Raw genomic sequence first — 19,610 nt, 5'->3', positions numbered from 1 at the left:
CGGAAAGGCAAATAAAAATAAACCGCTCTTGATTTTTTTAAAACTTAAATTACTTTTCTGTCGTTTTCAAAAAAATTAATTAAATTAATGAAAAAACATTTAAAAATTTCAGTTTTTAAAAAACAGCCTAAATCATATTATCGAAGATTTCTCCTCTATACTAAATTTTTAAATTTGTTTTTCTTTGGGTAGTGAAAATTAAATAAAGTATTTATCTATATATTTTTATTTTTCATAAATTAGTCCTCCTTCAGGGCAAGATATTCCTTTATTTCAAATCCCACAATAAGAATCAAGATCTTCTGAAAATTCTTTTTCAAGCTCATTTCATAATCAACTTTTGAAAAAATCTTCAATATTAGCTTTATTTCGACCGATCATGAACTTTATTTTATTAGTTCATTCATTCTTATTTTTATTTTCGAGTTCTTTTAAAATTTCTTTTCTTCCTCTTTTACTTAATCCAGTTTTAAATCATCATTCTCCAATTTCAAATTCTGTATATCCTCCGTCATACTCAATTTGAATTTTTTCTTTAATTTTTCCATCTTGTTTTTCTAGTTCAAAAATACCAATTTTTCCTCTTTTATTTCATGTAACCTTCCCTAATTCATTCCATCCAATCATAAATTCTTTTAGAACTTTCCAAATTTTTTCTTCAATTATTTTTTGTGCATTAGTTTTTCATAAATCTTTGAAAGTGCCTTCTAATTTGCAAAATATTTTTGCAACACTTTTATTTCTACATCCTCTTTGATAGTTAATTTGTTCTTTATTTAAAGATTTCAGATCATTTAAATATTTTTTATTCTTTAATTCAATATAAATTGCCCCCCCCGAATCTTTTTTGTCGGTAATCCGATCAAATCAACTTTCCCTCGTCTTCTCTCCTTCCGTTTGACATCCAATATTTAAGTTCAAAAATTCCTGTAAAACTTCTTTTAAAATTTGTTCTCCTTTTTGGATGTTTTCTAGTTTTTGTCCATTTTGACTAGTATATTTATTTTTATTATTTTTTATTCATTCAGGCAACATATCCCCATTCAAGCACAAACTTATAATTTTGATTTTTTTCTTTGTATTTTTCAATTTCTTCATATTTAATCCTTCAAATGGATGTTGTTTGATAGGGGAAAAAGTTATTTCTGGAGTATTTACAATTACCTTTTTATTGTCTATTTTTAAAGTTGTTTCTTTAGTTCCAGAGATACCTAAAATAGGTCCCACAATAACCCCCGGGAAACCAAGTAAGGTTCAACCATCTTTAATTTTCTAGTTTTCTTTTTTATAGATTAATCCTCCTTTAGAGCAAATTATTCCACTTTCCCATAAATTACATTTTTCTTGTTTATCACTCTTTTCGCCTTTAATAACTTTTTTAACTTGCTCAATAAATTCCGATAATAGATTTTCCCCTCCAGTTACTCTATTCCTTCAACAGCTAGAAAAAAATTCAAAAAGTTTGTTATCGTCCCATTTTTCTGGACTAGTGCATTTAACCAAGTTACTAAAACATCACTGACTTAATTCAAATGCACTCATTCCTGCCCCTCCAGTCTCAAGTTTTTGTATGTCTTTATTTATTCTTTCTGATCCAGAATGTTTAGCGCTAAAACTGTCTGTGCTTGTTTGATTTGTTGATAATTTTTTCCATTCATACTTGTTAAGTGTTAATCTTGCCGCTTCACTTAAAATCTTGTAAACCATAACATTTAGATTTTTATTTGTATTAGTTCCTATACTTGCTTCATATAATCTAATTATTTTTCTATGTTCTTTATAGTTTGTAGATCTGGCTTCCCTTTTTCAGTTAAAGACAAATTCTATATTATGTAGTATATTTCTATTTATTCCCCCCCCAACATTTATTTTTTTCATGTTTCCTTTTATCATGCCTCCATTTATGTCTTCTTGAATTGTTCCGAAATCTATAACCCCAACTCTAAGCTCTAAATCTTTAACTTCTCTACAACCATAAGTTTCATTTAAAATATCTTTAATTTTTTGTTCAATTGATGTTCAGGCTTTTTTGAAATTATCTAAATGTTGTTTAAGTTTATTTTTTTCAACAGAATTTTCTTTTGATTTATATTCAGTTAATAAATCTCCATTTCAACAGGGTAAAATAACTTTTATTTTTTTTGAAGAATGGTTTTTAAGTTCGTTAAAGTCTATTCCAACTTCGTTTTTAAAACTATCTTTAAGATGATTAAACTCTGAAGGATTTACCTCGATTGTTTCATTATTAACTTTGATCTTGACATTGTTTATTCCCGCTGTACTAACTGTAGCTCCCACTCCGACCGCCGGCATGGATAATAATCAATTTCATATTTTCATGATCTTTTAAATCTATCTAAATTTAAAAGATTTTTGATGTTTGTTTGAAAAATTTATTATGTTTTTTAAAATTTTGTCCTTTATTAAATATTTATAACTGCTTAAAAGGTGGTTTCAAAAATGTTTTCTTATAGCTCTTTAATAGGATACAATTTTTTATTTTTTCCAAATTCATCCTCCTTCCGAGCAAGTTATTCCTTGATTCCATAAACTACATTCCTTACTATCACTATTCTTATCATCACCTTTAATAATTTTTTTAACTTGTTCTACAAATTCTAATAATAAGCTTTCTCCACCATTTGTTTTATTTCTGTAACAACTAGAGAAGAATTCAAAAAGTTTGTCATTATCTCAATTGTTTTGAGTACATTGATCTATATTTCTGAAGCATCATTGACTCAATTCAAATGCTTGGTTAGTACCTCCCGTATTAAATTGTTTTATTTTTTCTTCAGTTCTCATTCCATTAGAAGGAATTGCGCTAAAAGTATCTTGACTGCGGTTTGAACTTATTTTTTTCTCTCATTTATATTTTTTAAGTGTTAATTTTGCTGCCTCATTTAAAATGCTATAAACCATCTTACATAATTCTTTGACGGTTACTTGTCCGCCAATATCTGCATCATACAATTGAATTATTTCTCCAGTCTTACTTTGAGCTGTTTTTCCTATATTTCTAATTCAGTTAAAAGCAAATGTAGTTTTATGTGGTATTTGTTCTGTTCCACCCGAAACTATTTTTTTCATTTCTCCACGTATCATTCCTGAATTTTCGGTTTCTTTCATTGTTTCAAGATTTATAACTCCAATTCTCATTTTTAATTCACTTGCATCTAAACAGCCATAAGTTTTATTTAAAATGTCCCTAACTTTTTGTTCAATTAATTCTCAGGCTTTTCTGAAATTATTTAAATGTTGTTGAAATTTTCCTTGCCCAGCAGTTTTTGCTTTTTCGTAATAATCTTCTAATAAATTTCCATTTCAACAGGGTAGAACAATGTTTATTTTTTTTGAAGGGCTATCTTTAAATTCATCAAAATTTACTCCAACCATTTTTTTGAAATCACCGATGAAATGTTCAAATTTTGTGGGATTAATATCAATTTTTTCATCATTAACTTGGATTGTGATATTTTTCCTTCCCATTGACCCAGAGAATGATCCAATTCCAATTGCTGGAATAAACAATAAACTTCATATTTTCATTAATTTACTAGATTTACTTAAATTCTTTGTTGAATTTTTAAAAAAATTATTCTTTCTCTCAAGCTAATCCTCCATCAGGGCAAGCCACCCCATTTCAGCCAACTTTGCATCATTTGTCTTTTGATTTAATAACTCGAAGTTTTTCTTGGCCAATTAAATCTTTAAATATTTCATAACATAGTATTTTTGCAACTTCGCTGTTTTGACTGTAAAAATAGGAACTTTCAGATATTTGCTTTAAATATTCTTTAACTTTTTGTCACCACATTTTATTATTAGATGTTCATTTGTTTATTTCTTATCACATTCATGTTGGTTTTCCGCCATCCCCCTTTAAACCAGGATTTCATGTAAATCCTGTGCTTCCATCAAGTTTAAGATGTTCAAATATTTCATCTTGAACGTTTCAAAATCCGTTTTCTTTTAATTCCCCCAAAACACTGTATTGTTTTCAGTCTTCACATTTTCATTCTTTTAAAAATTTTTTATTGCACCATTTAGCGCCAAGAACGATTCGAATTGTATTGCGCAAAATACTTTTTCTGACTAATTTTTGAATTATTGGTATATATTGTTGCTTAAACTCATTCCTATTGTACATTCATACTTCTACTGCAGTATTTGTTATTGAAATTCTTTTTTGCTCATCTCTCGGCTTGCGACCTTCAAACAAATTTCATATTTTTTCAAAATCAGTTTCATTGTTTAGTTTTTGCCCCCCCCGAGTAATATCATTGACATTTTTTCCAGAACGAGTAACAACACCCACCATAGCAATATTTTCTGGATTTTTTTCAAATTTTTCAGCATTTCACCAATCTCCAGAATTCGCCGCTTCTACGGCCTTTTTATAATCACATCCAAAAATCAAATTTAAATAGCCCTTAAGTCCTTTTTCAAAAGTTTGTTGAAATTTGTTTCATCCCGAAATTTCCGATGGTTGTGATTCCAAAAAATCATCCCCTCAACCAATTAAATCCCCATCTATGCAGTTAACTCCAACCTTTATCCTGTTTTTATACTTTTTGTTATCTTCTTTAAGTCTCGTGACTGTAAAATTTAACTCTTTTCTAACAGAAATCTTTTTTTGGTCTCTTTCTTTGATATCTTGGGTCATTTCCACATCATTTTCTCTTACTGTTTTTCCCTTTCCTAAGCTTAAATGTTCTTCTAAATTAGTTCCGAAACAAACCCCCGCAGGACAACCAACAAGTCCAAAAATTAATCCCTTTTTAATAATCCACTTTAAAAATAAGAAAATTTTTTATTCATACAAACTGCGGTACTTTTACTTTTGAAGAATTTTTTATTCTATAGAGAGTATAGAGAGGTTATTTATTCAAAAAATATATTTGACCAGTAGAATTTAAGCCAATAATAACTTTAAAAATAAAATCGAACTTTTTTAAAGAATTATATTTATATTCTTTCAGAAATATTTAAAAACTAATTTTTTAGATATTTTTTTGATTTTTTAAAAAATTATTTTCTATTTTTTATAAAGCACTACTCCTCCTTCAGGGCAAGATATTCCCTCATTTCATACTCCACAAAAACCCTCTTTTTCACTAATAATTCCTTTTTCAAATTCTTCAATAAGTTCTTTAACAACTTGCTTTAAAGTTTGCTCTCTCAAACGACCTATACTTCCCGCAAATTCAATAAGTTTTTCAGTGACTCCTCGATTGTTACTTGTTCCTTCTTTCTCGCCTCATTTGACATTCGGATGTTTTTCTTTCCATCTCCCCGAAAGTCATCAGTTTCCAATCTCAATATTCATATCTCCATTTGCATTCGAATCTTGAACTATTTGCCTAATATCTTCTCTAAGATGATTATCTCTACCCATTTGTCCTGTTTTTAAACAGTCTGAGTCATTAAAAGATTTATTCATAAATCCATTTAAAAAATTACAAAATTTTTGATCTTTTCAATCTCCTTTATCAAGTCACGTTCAAACAAGTTTCTCAATAGCTTCTTCAAGTTTATTTTCTATCGTTTTTTTAACTTCACTTTTAATATTTGTATTACTATTAGCGAATTGCGGTTCTATCTTGCACACCATCCCCTTCCTTCTTGATCGTGTACATTCATTTATATAATTTGCTGCAATCCTTGTACTACTTCTTTCTTCATTTTTTAATGTTCAATTAATTAACCCGCTGTCTCCCCCATTTTCATTGGCAACAAATATCTGTTCAAGAAAACCAACACCAACTTTCCCGCTCTCATCAACTAAATCTGATTCTTGACACCCTACTCATTTATTTATACTTTTTCTTAACATTTCATCTATTTTTTTTAAACCACCTCTTATTGCGTTTCTAATTACTTGTGATCTATTGGCCACTGGGATTTGTTCTCATTTTTTCAAAATCTCAGGCCGAAATTCTCCATTTAAACATAACCCAAAAATAACAAATTTTTTGTCTTTTTGTTGTTTATTCTGTTTTCACTCCTTGAAGGGATTTTGCACATTTGGTGAAAAAGTTACTGCCGATTCGTCGACAGTAACTTGTCTCCCCTCTACATTTAAAGATGTTTTTTTAAAACCAAAAAATCCCATAAAAGGTCCCATAAAAACTCCTGGAAGACCAAATAAAAATAAAACACCCTTAATTTTTTAAAAATTTATACTTAAAGCTATTTTTCCTTGAATAGTAAAAAATAAATAAAAATTTAAATTTTTATTTTTTAGTTCAAATAATCGATTTTGAAAAATAATTAATTATTTAAAGTATTCATTTATCCATTTTATTTTGAATAACTAATAAACTAATCCTCCTTCAGGGCAAGATACTCCTCTATTTCACATCCCACAATCAGATTTAAGTTTTTCTGAAAATTCTTTTTCAAGTTCATTTCATAATCAATTTTTGAAAAAATCTTCAATATTAGCCTTATTTCGCCCGATCATGAACTTTATTCTATCGACTCAGTCATTTTTATTGTTACTTTTTTGTTGTTCAAGTTCCTTTAAAATCGCTTCCTTTCCTTTTTGTATTAATCCAGTTTTAAATCATCATTCTCCAATTTCAAAGTCTGTATATCCACTACCATACTCAATTTGAACTTTTTTCTTATTTTTGCCATTTTTTATTTCTCATTCAACAGTATTAATAGAAGCTGAATTTTTTCCTCATTTAACTTTCTTTAAATCAACTCATCCAATCATAAATTGTTTTAAAATTTTTCAAATTTTTTCTTCAATAACTTTTTTAACTTCACTTTTTCATGAATCTTTAAAATTACCTTCTAATTTACAAAACATTCCAATAAGATTTTTTCCTTTACACTCCCTTTGATAATTAATTTGATCTTTCATCAACTTTAATTTATCCAAATATTTTTTGTTTCTAACGTTGATATACATAGTTCCTAAATCTTTTTTTTCAACAATTCGATCGAATCAACTTTCCCTCATTTCCTCTCCTCTATCTTGACATCCGATAATTAAGTCTAAGAACTTTCTTAAAACTTCTTGTAAAACATGATCGCCATTTTTAATATTTGATAGTTTTTGATCATCTTTTCCAAGATTTTGATTCCCTTTATTTTTTATTCACTCAGGTAGCATATCCCCATTTAAGCACAAACTTACTATTTTGATTTTTTCCTTTGTATTTTCTAATTTCTTTACATTTAATTTTTCAAAAGGATGTTGTTTTTTCGGGGAAAAAGTCATTTCTGGAGGATTTACAATTACTTTTTTATTGTTTATTTTTAAAGTTGTTTCTTTAGTTCCAAAAATACCCAAAATAGGTCCAACAATAACCCCTGGGAAACCAAGTATAGTTCAACCACTCTTAATTTTTTTCTATTATTAGATTTATTTTTTATAAATTAATCCTCCTTTAGAACAAATTATTCCACCTTCTCATAAATTACATTTTTCTTGTTCATCGCTCTTGTTGCCTTTAATAACTTTCTTAACTTGTTCAACAAATTCTGATAATAATTTTTCCCCTCCAGTTACTTTATTCCTTCAACAGCTGGAAAAAAATTCAAAAAGCTTATTTTCTTTTCAATTTTCTGTTTTGGTGCATTCATCTAATTTACTAAAACATCATTGGCTTAATTCAAATGTATCGATTGCTCCCCCTGTTACAATTCTTTGTATTTCTTTATTTTTTGTTTCCGTTTTAGAATACTCAGATTTAAAAATATCTATGCTTCCTGTTGTTCCTAATTTCCCTCATTTATAATTTTTCATTGTTCGTCTTGCAGCCTCTCTTAAAATTTCGTAAACCATAATGTTTAGTTTTTTCTTTGTTTCATCCCCGCCGATGCTAGCTTCATACAATCTAATTATTTTGTCATGTTCTTGATAGTTTTTCACTATCGCGTTTCTCTTTCAGTTGAAAGTGAATTCTATATTGCTGTCGCCCCCCCCAGAATTTATTTTTTTCATTTTTCCATTTATTATGCCTTGGTTTCCCTGCTCTTTAATTGTTTCAAAATCTATAACCCCAACTCTAAACTCTAAATTTTCAATTTCTTTACAACCGTAAGTTCTATTCAAAATTTCCTTAATTTTTTGTTCAATTGATTTTCAGGCATTTTTGAAATTTTTTAAATGTTGTTCAAGTTTACCTTGTCCAACATTATTTTCTTTTGTTTTATATTCAGTTAATAAATCCCCATTTCAACAGGGTAGAATAATTTTCATTTGTTTGGAGGTATTGTCTTTAAATTCATTGAAGTTTACTCCTGATTTTTCATTAAAACTATCTTTAAGCTGATTAAACTTTATAGGATTTACATTAATTTTTTCATTATTAACTTGGATCTCAATATCGTTTCTTACCATTGACCCCGCGAATGATCCAGCTCCAATTGCTGGTACAAGCAGTAAGCTTCATATTTTCATAATTTATTAGATCTATTTAAACTCTTTGTAGAATTTTTGAAAAAATTATTCTTTCCTTCAAGCTAATCCTCCATTAGGGCAAGTTACCCCATTTCAACCTATTTTACATCACTTGTCCTTTGATTTAATAAGTTGAAGTTTTTTCTGTCCAATTAAATTTTTGAAAATTTCATAACACAAAACTTTTGCTACTTCGCTATTTTTGCTGGAAAAATAGGAACTTGCTGATATATCTTTTAAATATTTTTTAACTTCTTGCCATCATTCTTTTTCGTTAGAATTTCATTTTTTTATTTTTTCTCACATTCATTTTGGTTTTCCGCCATTCTTCCCATCTCCAGGGTGTCATTTAAATCCTTCATTTCCATCAAGCTTAAATCTTTTAAATGTTTCATCTTGATCATTTTGCGATACAATTGTGTTAAATTCTTCTGAAACACTGTATTTTTGTTCTTCTTTATATTTCCATCCTCTTTGTTCTGCATCAAAATATCTTTTGGTATATCATGTTGAATCAAAAACAAGCCTCATTAGACTATTTGCGATGCTTTCTCTAACTAATTTTTGAATCATTGGCACATATTCATGTTTATGTTCATTTTTGTCATATAATCATATTTCTGCAGCAGTATTTGTTATTACTCTTTTTTTGGCGTCTCTTGGTATCGGACCTTTAAATAATTTTCATATTTTTTCAAAATCAGTTTTTTCGTCATTAATTCGCCCCCCCCGTAAAATATCACTATTATTTAATTCTTCATTACTATTTTTTCCAGCACGAGCAAATAAGCTTACCGTAGCAATATCTTCTAGATTTTTTCCAAATTTTTCAGTATTTCATCAATCCTCAGAACTCGCCGCTTCTACTGCCCTTTTATAATCGCACCCAAAAATTAAATTCAGATAACCTTCAAGCCCTTTCTGAAAAGTTTGTTGAAATTTATCTCATCCTGAAGTTGCAGATGGATTCTTATCCAAGAAATTATCTTCCCAACCAATCAAATCACCATCCATGCAATTAATACTAACCTTTATCCTGTTTTTATGCTTTTTGTTATTCTCTTCAAGGAGTGTAATCGTAACATTGGATTCATTCCCAACAGAAATCTTTTTTTGATCTTTCTCTTTAATTTCTTCAGTAGTTTCAATATAACTTCCTTCTATTGATTTTTTCTGCCCTAAGCTTAAATATTTTTCTAGGTTAATGCCAAAACAAACTCCAGTAGGACAGCCAAAAAGTCCAAGAATTAATCATTTTTTTAACAATCTATTCTAGAAACTTATCAAGTTTTTTATCTTTAGTATTATTTTTTTACTTGACATTATTTTTTTGATTTTTTCTTTGAATTTTTTCAATTCTTTGTCTAATGAAAAATTACGAAGATATTCCAAAGTTGCTTTTGTCTTTTCTAAACTTTTAGAAAAACAATTACTAGAAAACCAAATCAAATATTTGGAGAAATTTTTATAATTCATATCTTTTTTTTCTCTTCATCATTCCATGAGGAATCATGTAAAAGAGAATATAAAACTTATTACTAAAAATATATTTCATCCTCTTGTTAATTGAGGATAGAATATGTCTATTAAACAACCCATCTTATGCTAGCAAAACTAAAAATTTAATTTCAGTAGTTTAATGTAGGTTTTTTATCTTTATTAAATTTTTAAAAAACTAACTAAATTAAGAAACAAGAGTTTATTGTTATTTTTATAGTTAAAAATCAAAATATAAATTTTCTTTAAGATTTTTAATTTTTTCAAATCACTCCGCCCCGAGGGCATATTATTCCATTTGACGCAATTTTACATAATTCTACCTTTTGTTCTAAAAAATTTTTAATCTTAAGATCTCCATTTAAGAATCTTCCCAAAAAATGTGCTCCGATGAGCTCTGCAACTTTTTCAGTATTTTTATTGAATCAAGAACTTCTCTTAATATCATTAAGAATTTCTTTTACATTTTTTCATCAATTGTTGTCTAAATTTTCTCAATTTTTAATTTTGTCTCACTTTCATTTTGGCGTGCCATTTCATTCATTCCTAGGATTTCACATTATTCCAATAGTCCCATCTAATTTTTCCTGACCAATTAATCAATTTTCTTCATCCTTAATTTCCTTTTTTCAATTTTCTTTATTTTTGTAGTTATTTCATTCAAGACATGAAGTATTTGATGAATCTTTCTTTGCGCATCATTCAGAAGAAATAATTAAATCAATTAATGCGGAGGCAATTGATTTTCTAAATTGCTTTTTGATTGATTCTTCATGTGTAGATTTAAATTCGTTTCTGTCATATAAATAAACTTCAATTGATGCTTTCTCTGACGTGAATTTTTTTCGATAATTCCTAGACAAATTGCCTTCAAATAGCTTTTCAAAGCCAAGTTTTGGATCCATTTTTCCCAATTTTTTCCTAATAGCAATAGATATGCCTGCGGCATCTTGCTCAGATGAAGAATTAGACGTACCAGTTAATCATTTCATATTGGGTGCTTTATTAATAGCATCTTGTAATCGACATCCAAATATTAAATTCATATAACCTTTTAAAGTCTTCTCTAGAGTTTCTCAAAATTCTTTTCCTCCCATTGTACTTTCAGTTTCTTTCCATCAATCAGCAGGAGCACCAATTAAATCCCCATCCATGCAAAAAACCGAGATTTTAATTTTTGGTTTTACCCCCCCCAGAGATTCTTGACTTAGTTCTAATCCATTAAGTTCATCAATTTTTAATTTCTTATTTTTAAGTTCATCTATTTCTAATATCTGTTCTCCTTGTATAGTATTCTTAACTCCAATCTTCATATTTGATTTTCCTCCCATACTCATGCAAACACCCAGCGGACATCCAAAAATACCTAAGAATCAAATCCCTTTCATAGAATTATCTCATTAAATATTTTTTTATTTGTTTAATGTTTAAACTCTTCTCTTTTTACTTATTACTTATGCTTTTAAAAATAAATTCTCTTTTTTAAAGTTCTTGATTTAGATTTATCTAATCCATCCTTTTATTCAATTTCCTCTTTTTACTTTTTTTATAAAATCCTTAGTCCACTTAGTTCCAGTCTCAATGTAACTTCCATCTTTTAGATACTCTATAAATTCTTTGTAAGACATCTTCTTTTTTTCCCTTATCATCTCTAAAATCACTCATGTCATTGAAATGACTGAAAAAACAATTAAAAAAATTACAAATCAATCGCCAGTATCAAAAATTTTTAGAGTATATCAACAATCAGATCAACTCATTTATTTATTTCCCCTGCTAAATTATTTTTGAAAAAACTTTTTCCTGAATAAAAACAAATCTAAATATTTTAATTGTGATTATTTCTTTTAATTCAAATTTTAATTTGATTTTTGCATAAATTTTGCGTTGTTAAGAAAAATTTTATTGCCATTTATCAGAATTTTTTTAGTTTTTATTTATCTTTTTTTCAATAAGAATAATTTTCTATCTTGAATATTGAATAAAAAAGTTTTTATTTTCTTCAGACTAATCCATTTCCAAAACAAATTAATCCATTTCTTCCAATTTTGCAATTCTCATCTCTTTTTTGAAATTTGATGGCTTCAAATCTTTGTTGACCAACAATTTCCTTAAAAATTTCTGTAACCAAAACTTTTGCTAAATTTTTATTACTGCTATAAAAAAAGGCACTGTTTGAAATTTGCCCTAAATAATCCCTAACATTTTTTCATCATTCTTGACTACCTTTTGTTCATTCCTTTAATTTTTGCCAAGTTCAATCTGGTTTACCTCTCCCATTGTTTCCAGGATTCCAAGTAAAACCATATTGCCCGTCAAGACGAAATTCTTTGTATTCATTTTCTTGAAATCCTTCCCGAGATAAGTTTTGATTTGCTTGATAATTGGATTCTTGTTCACATTTTTCTAAATTTCAATTTTTTTTAGTACATCATTTTGCCCCCAAGATGATTTTTATTAAACTTCGCGCAATGCTTCTCCTGATTAGTGGTTGTATTTTATTCTCGTTTCATCATACTTTAAACTCATCGCGTTTATGAACTCATACCTCAATTACAGTATTGGTTATAGAGGTTTTTTTATCTGCTACAAATGGAGTTCTTCCTCCAAAAATATTGTTTCAGATGTCTTCAAATTTATTTCTTTCTGATTCTCTCTCATTGCTTTGATTTTCGTTTATGTTATTTACAGTAGGATTTTTCATTCTAGAAACAATTCCTACTCTTGCAATATCTTCTCTACTGTTTCCCAAAATTTCTTTATTGTATCATTCTCCAGAATCTGCCGATTCAATTGCTTCCCTGTAGTTGCAACCAAAAATTAGATTTAGATATCCTTTAATACCTGCTTCAAATGTATTTTTAAAAGCATTTCATTCTTTTTTCATTTTTTCATTTTTTAATTTTTCATTCTCCCCCCCCGCTCAGAAATTATTTCCCCATCCAATCAAATCTCCATTCATACAGTTAATTCCAACTTTTACTTTCTTTCCATATTTTCCATCGTCAAGTTGGGTAACTGTAATTTTTGTATCTTTATTGATCAAAATGGTTTTTTGTTGATTTTTTCAAATTTTCTCAATGGAATCAATTTCATTAGTTCCAAGATCTTTAGATTCACCAATATTAAGATCTTGTTTTAAATTGGTTGAACCTACATAAAGACCAGCAGGACATCCAACAATCCCAAGACATAAATTTTTCTTCATCATCTAATGTGCCGAAAAATTAATAATTCTTTTGAAAAAATTATCTTTTATTTTCAATAGCACTATTTATTGGTATAAATTAAATGTTTGAAGCAATTGAGGCTTAAAATTTTATTTTTTTCATACTAATCCAATTTTTGGGCAAATTAATCCATTTGCCCCAACTACACAATTTCTAGATTTTTCAAGAAACTTAATGTTGTTGAATTTCTGTTGACCAACAATTTCCTTAAAAATTTCTGTAACCAAAACTTTCGCCAAATTCTTATTATTTTTATAGAAATACGAGCTATCTGATAATTGTCCTAAATATTCTTTAACCTTTTGTCATCAACTTCTTCCTCCAACTTTTCAATCCTGCAATTTTTCTCAAGTTCAATCTGGTCTACCCCTTCCCGTTGTTCCAGGATTTCATTTAAGGCCAGTTAGTCCATCAAGTTGCAATTCTTCTTCATTGCCGTTTTCAAGCCCTAATTGTGCCAATTGTGAACTCGCATTATACTTGGATGTTTGAAGACATTTATTTTGGAGTTGATTTTTTTGGGAGCATCATTTTGCTCCCAAAATGATTTTGATTAAACTACGTGCAATACTATTCCTCACGAGAGATTGTATTTTTTCTTCAAGCCCTCCTCGCCTATACTCATCTCTTTCATGAATTCATACTTCAAGTGCTGTGTCAGTTACAGGTGTTCTTTTTTTAGCTTGACTACTAGGAACAGGACCTCCAAATATTTTTCAAATTTCTTCAAAATCAGCTCTATTTTGCTGTTTTGCTTTTTCATCATTTTCTTGTAAATTTTTCGTTCTAGAAATAATTCCCACCATAGCAATATCCTCTCTATTTTGTCCAAGCTTTTCTTTATCATATCACTCTCCATAATCCGCTTCTTCAATCGCTTCTTTGTAATTACATCCAAAGATTAAATTGAGGATCCCTTTAAGTCCTTTTTCAAAAGTTTTCCGAAAAACACCCCAGTCTAACGTTTGATCTGTTCGACTTCCCGCCCCAGCTCAGAAATTACTCCCTCATCCAATCAGATCTCCATTCATACAATTAATTCCAACTTTTACTTTCTTTCCATATTTGCCATCGTCAAGTTGGGTAATCGTAATTTTTGCATCTTTATTAATCGAAAATGTTTTTTGTTGATTTTTTCAAATTTTCTCAGTGGAATCAATTTCATTAGTTCCAAGATCTTTAGATTTACCAATATTAAGATCTTGTTTTAAATTGGCTGAACCTATATAAAGACCAGCAGGGCATCCAACAATCCCAAGACATAAACTTTTCTTCATCATCTAATGTGCCGGAAAATTAATAATTCTTTTGAAAAAAATTATCTTTTATTTTTAATAGCGCTATTTATTGGTATATAAATTAAATGTTTGAAGCATTTTTAGCTCAAAGATTTTATTTTTTTCATACTAATCCAATTTCTGGGCAAATTAATCCATTTACCCCAACTACACAATTTTTAGATTTTTTAAGAAGCCTAATGTTGTTGAATTTTTGTTGACCAACAATTTCTTTAAAAATTTCTGTAACTAAAAACTTTGCTAAATTTTTATTATTTTTATAGTAATACGAGCTATCTGATAATTCTTCTAAATATTTTTTAACCTTTTTTCATCACTCTTTTTCCCCAACTTTTCAATTCTGCAATTTCTCTCAAGTTCAATCTGGTCTACCACCCTGTTCTGTTGACCCGGGATTCCATGTAAAGCCAATTTTACCATCAAGCTGCAACTCTTCATCACTTCTCTCAAAACCTTCTTGAACTAATTTCGAATTTGCATTATATTTAGACGTTTTAATACATTGTTGAAATATATCTTTTTTGGAGCATCATTTTGCTCCCAAAATGATTTTGATCAAACTACGTGCAATACTACTTCTAACCAGAGATCGTATTGTTTTTTCAAGCCCTCCTGGTCTATACTCATCTCTTACATGAATTCATACTTCAAGTGCTGTGTCAGTTACAGATGTTCTTTTTTTAGCTGGACTACTAGGAATAGATCCTCCAAACATTTTTCAAATTTCTTCAAAATTAGTTCCATTTTGCTGTTTTGCTTTTTCATCACTTTCTTGTAAATTTTTCATTCTAGAAATAATTCCCACCATAGCAATATCCTCTCTATTTTGTCCAAGCTTTTCTTTATCATATCACTCTCCATAATCTGCTTCTTCAATCGCTTTTTTGTAATTGCATCCAAAGATTAAATTGAGGATTCCTTTAAGTCCATTTTCAAAAGTCTTCCGAAAATCACCCCAGCCTAATGTTTGATCTGTTCGACTTCCCGCCCCAGCTCAGAAATTACTTTCTCAACCAATCAAATCTCCATTCATACAATTAATCCCAACTTTTACTTTTTTGCCGAATATACCGTTATCATGTTGAGTGACTTTAATTTTCATATTTTCTGACATTGGGAATGTTTTTTCTTGATTATTTCTAATCTCTGTTGTTGAATTTATTGAGCTCGCTTCTAGCTCTTTAGTTCTCCCAACAATAAGATCTTTATTTAAGCTGGAACCTAGACAAAGCCCAGAGGGGCAGGCAATAAGAGCAGCTATTGGCCCTTTATTCATTAACTTACCTTATTGGTATGGATTCAATGATTTTTAGAATGAAAATAACTTATTTGTCTTTTCCCTTTTTTTGAAATTTGTTGAAAACTAGCCCTTAAAACTTAAATATTCAAAGTAGTTATTTGTAATTTAATTTTTTTGTATCTTTTAAATCGATAATTTTTAAAGTTGATTCTTTTAGTTTCTGATTAAATCTTTAAAAAATTAACTATATTAGAATACGAAATCTTCATCTTGAATAGTTTCTACATGGGTTGTTTTGATATACCCATTACCCTTGGTGGAAAAAAAATCATGATTTTTAGTAGAAGTATTCAATCCATTGAAAATCATTGGATTAATATCGTTTTCAATGATATCATATTTATCTTCTAAATCTAAATTTTGTAAAGCTTTATTAGCGTTATATTTCAAAAATTGAATTACTTCAGAAACTAAATTAATAGAAGTATAAATTTTCTCAGTGTATTCAATTTCATTTTCCATTAATTTTTCTAATAAGTCATAAACTTCTTTTTTTAGCTGCTCTTGCCTTTCTTTACTGAAAGTGTTAAATAATTTAGATGCTAAATTACCTATGTAAAGTCCATGAATGGCTTCATCACGTATTATTAAATTAATGATTTCTCCACTATTAATCATTAGACCTTGTGATGATAAATAAAGCATATAAAAGAAGCCTGAATAAAAAAGAAATGATTCTAAAAATACAGAAGCAACCATTGCCATATATAAACTTTCTTGATCTTTGATGTTTTCATAGTATGAAACAACTATATCTACCTTTTTTTGTAAACTAGGTTCTTGTTTAATTCATTCAAATAACTCATTAATTTGTTCTGTACTAAGTAAAGTACAAAAAATAGATGAATAACTTTTAGCATGCATTTGTTCCATCATAGCCATAAATTGCAAAACAGCTTTAGTAGGGAGATCTGGAACAGCTAAACAGATCCTATTCATCCCTATAGCTCCTTGATGAGTATCCAATAAAGTTAAAGATACGAGAACTTTAACATAGACATCTCTTTCTACTTCATTTAATCTGGTTTGTCAAACTAGTTTATCTCCGCTTAGGGGAATTTCTTCATCAACTCAAAATTGTCTAACATTTTGATCTCAAAATGTTTTAGTGAATCCTACATTAACTTCATTTCAATTGACCCCTTCTCAAAGATCTTTTTCATCTCTTTTGAGCAAATACATTGTAAGTTACTTTATTATTAGTTCATAAGAACTTTTAATTAAAAAAAGAGGAAATAATATAATAATTTTTCAGGTACTCTAATCTTCAAGAGATTAACAAATTTAGTTTTTTAAATTAATTTAATAAATAAAAATAAATATGTTAAACTCTCCAAGTTTTAAAAATAAGTTTTGCAACTATGATTTGCCAGTAGAACGGGAAAAGTTGAAACTATTGTCTCAAAGTTAGCTTTAAAAAATGTAAAAAGAATTTTCGATGGCAACGAAGTTGCAACAGAAGAATATATTTTATTCACTTATACTGATGGAGTTGGGGAAGTGCCGAAGGTTGTTAAAGCCTTTTTAGAATTGAATCATAATTTGTTAAGGGGAGTAATTGGGAGTGGGAATAAAAATTTTGGACAAAATTTTTGTAAATCTGTTCATGTAATAAGCGAAAAATACAATGTTCCCATATTAATGAAATTTGATTTGGGGGGAAATAAAACTGCTATTGAAGAATTAAAAAGAATTTTAAATGAGATGAATTTAGTTTAATTTTTTAAGTCACGGGGTTATAAGTAAACAGAGAAAAACTTTAAGTACTTTTTACTATAACTCTTTAATATATAACAACCAAGTTACTTTAAAGGGAGAAGATGGATTCTTCTCCCTAGAAAAAGATTTACTTGCAATAAAAGAATATGAAAAATATGTTGCTGAGCATGAAAAATATTCTTCTAGAAAAATTGGCTATGAACGTATTTCTTGATTAGTTCAAGAAGATTATTATTTCCCTAGTTTATTAACCAGTTATAAAGAAGAACAGATTAATGAACTAGCTAAAAGAGTATATGCTTTTTCACATTCTTGAAAAAGCTATATTTCTATCTCTAAATTTTTTGAAAGTTTTGCTCTTAAAAGTAATTGCGGAAATTACATTTTAGAAAGTTATGAAGATAGGGTAATTGTAGTTTCTTTATTTTTGGGAGATGGCAATTTTGAGTTAGCTTGTCAAATTGCAGATTTAATAATGAAACAAATTTATCAACCAGCAACTCCTACTTTTTCTAATTCTGGTAAAAAAAGGTCTGGAGAACTAGTTTCTTGCTTTTTGCTAGAAACGGAAGATTCTATAAATTCAATAAACTATATCATTTCAACTTCTATGCAACTTTCCAAAATTGGAGGAGGGGTCGCAGTTAATCTTTCAAAATTGAGGGGAAGAGGAGCTTCAATCAAAAAAATAGATAGCACAGCTTCTGGAGTATTGCCAGTTTTAAAAATATTAGAGAATGTATTTGATTATGCTGATCAACTTGGAATGAGGAGAGGAAGTGGAGTAGCTTATTTAAATATTTTTCATTTTGATCTCATTGATTTTATTGATTGCAAGAAAATTAATGCAGATGAAAAATCAAGAATTCAAACCTTATCAATAGGTTTAATAATTCCTGATAAATTTTTGCAATTAGCGACAGAAAATAAAGATTTTTATATTTTTGAGCCAAATACTATTTATCAAAAATATAAAGTTTGTCTATCAGATCTAAATATGAATGAATGATATGATAAATTGGCCGAGGATAAAGACATTCTCAAAAAAGAATTGTCCTCTAGAGCTGTCTTAACTAGAATAGCTCAGATTCAATTTGAGTCTGGTTATCCTTATGTAATATACATAGATAATGCAAATAGACAACATCCTTTAAATGGTCTAGGAACTATTAAAATGAGCAATTTATGCACTGAAATATTTCAATTGCAAGAGAGCTCAACTATAGGGGATTATGGCGATGAAGATCAAATTCGATATGATGTCTCTTGTAATTTAGCTTCATTAAATTTAGTTAATTTATTAGAAGCAACTAATTTAGAAGAGATTATTGACATCTCTATGAGAGCTTTAACTGCTGTCAGTGATTTAACTTCTATTAAAAATGCTCCAAGCATTAGAAAAGCTAATGAATCTTTTAGATCTGTAGGACTAGGTATGTTAAATTTCACAGGCTTTTTATTGAAAAATAATTTAGCTTATGATGATCCGGAAGTTTTAGAGTTTGCTGATTCATTATTTTCAGCAATTAATTATTACTCAATCTTAGCTAGTTCTAAGATTGCTAAAGAAAAAAATAAGAGTTTCCACAATTTCCATTTGTCTGATTACGCCAATGGAAAATATTTCAAACAATATTTAGAAAACTCTTATTTACCTAAAAGCGAAAAAGTAAAAGAGTTACTTAAAAATGTAAAAATACCTTCTCAGGAAGACTGAGCAAATTTGCAAAAAATAGTAGAAAAAAATGGTCTTTACAATGCTTATAGATTAGCTATAGCTCCTACTCAAAGTATTAGTTATTTGCAAGGAGCTACAGCTTCAATACAACCAATTATTGCTCCAATAGAAACTAGACTATATGGAAATTCAATGACTTATTTTCCTATGCCCTTTCTCAAAAAGGAAAATTATCACCTATATAAATCTGCCTATCAAATAGATCAAAAGAAATTAATTGATTTATCCGCAACTATTCAAAAGCATATAGATCAAGGAATTTCAACAATTCTTTATGTAACTAATAACTCGACAACTAGAGATTTAGTTAAGTTATATCTTTATGCACACCATAAAGGGCTCAAATCCCTTTATTACGTGAGAACTAAAAATTTACAACCCAATGAATGTTTAATGTGTCAAGCATAAT

The 19,610-nt window shown here is 28.6% G+C and carries 17 protein-coding genes; 2 read left to right on the top strand and 15 right to left on the bottom strand.

All coding sequences use genetic code 4. From position 1 onward, the window contains the following. Window positions 1–225: 225 nt before the first annotated feature. The 15 genes from PRV_RS01810 to nrdF form a co-directional block, all read right to left on the bottom strand. On the bottom strand, window positions 226–1,227 hold the full coding sequence (locus tag PRV_RS01810; RefSeq protein WP_022769946.1) for a hypothetical protein: 1,002 nt from the start codon (window positions 1,225–1,227) through the stop codon (window positions 226–228). A 45-nt stretch (window positions 1,228–1,272) separates the two neighbouring features. Next, on the bottom strand, window positions 1,273–2,313 hold the full coding sequence (locus tag PRV_RS01805; RefSeq protein ID WP_144062308.1) for a hypothetical protein: 1,041 nt from the start codon (window positions 2,311–2,313) through the stop codon (window positions 1,273–1,275). A 183-nt stretch (window positions 2,314–2,496) separates the two neighbouring features. Then, the gene (locus PRV_RS01800; RefSeq protein ID WP_022769938.1) at window positions 2,497–3,549 is read right to left on the bottom strand and encodes a hypothetical protein; all 1,053 of its coding nucleotides are present in this window, start codon (window positions 3,547–3,549) and stop codon (window positions 2,497–2,499) included. A 46-nt stretch (window positions 3,550–3,595) separates the two neighbouring features. Next, window positions 3,596–3,817, bottom strand: coding sequence for a hypothetical protein (locus tag PRV_RS01795; RefSeq protein ID WP_022769934.1), 222 nt, complete (start codon window positions 3,815–3,817; stop codon window positions 3,596–3,598). A 30-nt stretch (window positions 3,818–3,847) separates the two neighbouring features. Beyond that, the gene (locus tag PRV_RS01790; RefSeq protein WP_144062307.1) at window positions 3,848–4,666 is read right to left on the bottom strand and encodes a hypothetical protein; all 819 of its coding nucleotides are present in this window, start codon (window positions 4,664–4,666) and stop codon (window positions 3,848–3,850) included. A gap of 372 nt (window positions 4,667–5,038) precedes the next feature. After that, window positions 5,039–6,115, bottom strand: a complete 1,077-nt coding sequence (locus PRV_RS01785; protein WP_144062306.1) for a hypothetical protein — start codon at window positions 6,113–6,115, stop codon at window positions 5,039–5,041. 201 nt (window positions 6,116–6,316) lie between these two features. Further along, window positions 6,317–7,306, bottom strand: a complete 990-nt coding sequence (locus PRV_RS01780; RefSeq protein ID WP_022769921.1) for a hypothetical protein — start codon at window positions 7,304–7,306, stop codon at window positions 6,317–6,319. A gap of 72 nt (window positions 7,307–7,378) precedes the next feature. Next, window positions 7,379–8,419 carry a hypothetical protein gene (locus tag PRV_RS01775; protein ID WP_022769917.1) on the bottom strand — a complete coding sequence of 347 codons (1,041 nt, stop codon included), beginning with the start codon at window positions 8,417–8,419 and terminating at the stop codon, window positions 7,379–7,381. Between the two features lie 45 nt (window positions 8,420–8,464). Then, the gene (locus PRV_RS01770) at window positions 8,465–9,685 is read right to left on the bottom strand and encodes a hypothetical protein (protein WP_022769913.1); all 1,221 of its coding nucleotides are present in this window, start codon (window positions 9,683–9,685) and stop codon (window positions 8,465–8,467) included. Window positions 9,686–10,170: 485 nt separating this feature from the next. Next, window positions 10,171–11,304, bottom strand: a complete 1,134-nt coding sequence (locus tag PRV_RS01760; RefSeq protein WP_144062304.1) for a hypothetical protein — start codon at window positions 11,302–11,304, stop codon at window positions 10,171–10,173. A gap of 114 nt (window positions 11,305–11,418) precedes the next feature. After that, window positions 11,419–11,676 (bottom strand): hypothetical protein, encoded by a 258-nt coding sequence (locus tag PRV_RS01755; protein WP_022769901.1) that lies wholly within the window; start codon window positions 11,674–11,676, stop codon window positions 11,419–11,421. Between the two features lie 233 nt (window positions 11,677–11,909). Further along, window positions 11,910–13,127: a hypothetical protein gene (locus PRV_RS01750; protein WP_022769897.1), complete on the bottom strand. Its 1,218-nt coding sequence runs from the start codon at window positions 13,125–13,127 to the stop codon at window positions 11,910–11,912. A gap of 108 nt (window positions 13,128–13,235) precedes the next feature. Further along, complete coding sequence (locus PRV_RS01745; RefSeq protein ID WP_022769893.1) at window positions 13,236–14,426, bottom strand: hypothetical protein; 1,191 nt, start codon at window positions 14,424–14,426, stop codon at window positions 13,236–13,238. 112 nt (window positions 14,427–14,538) lie between these two features. Beyond that, window positions 14,539–15,720: a hypothetical protein gene (locus PRV_RS01740; protein WP_022769889.1), complete on the bottom strand. Its 1,182-nt coding sequence runs from the start codon at window positions 15,718–15,720 to the stop codon at window positions 14,539–14,541. Window positions 15,721–15,933: 213 nt separating this feature from the next. After that, a complete protein-coding gene (gene nrdF, locus PRV_RS01735) occupies window positions 15,934–16,926 on the bottom strand; it encodes a class 1b ribonucleoside-diphosphate reductase subunit beta (RefSeq protein WP_022769885.1) in 993 nt (330 codons plus the stop codon). Between the two features lie 171 nt (window positions 16,927–17,097). Here nrdF and nrdI point away from each other — a divergent pair, with 171 nt between their 5' ends. Further along, window positions 17,098–17,463, top strand: coding sequence for a class Ib ribonucleoside-diphosphate reductase assembly flavoprotein NrdI (gene nrdI / locus PRV_RS01730; protein ID WP_022769881.1), 366 nt, complete (start codon window positions 17,098–17,100; stop codon window positions 17,461–17,463). 40 nt (window positions 17,464–17,503) lie between these two features. Then, a complete protein-coding gene (nrdE, locus tag PRV_RS01725) occupies window positions 17,504–19,609 on the top strand; it encodes a class 1b ribonucleoside-diphosphate reductase subunit alpha (protein WP_043896066.1) in 2,106 nt (701 codons plus the stop codon). The last annotated feature ends 1 nt before the right edge of the window (window position 19,610 follow it).

Source organism: Mycoplasma parvum str. Indiana (genome assembly GCF_000477415.1).
In the GTDB taxonomy this organism is placed as follows: domain Bacteria; phylum Bacillota_I; class Bacilli_A; order Mycoplasmatales; family Mycoplasmoidaceae; genus Eperythrozoon_A; species Eperythrozoon_A parvum.
Note: the sequence above shows the minus strand (reverse complement) of the source record. Positions and strands in the feature narration are given on the sequence as shown.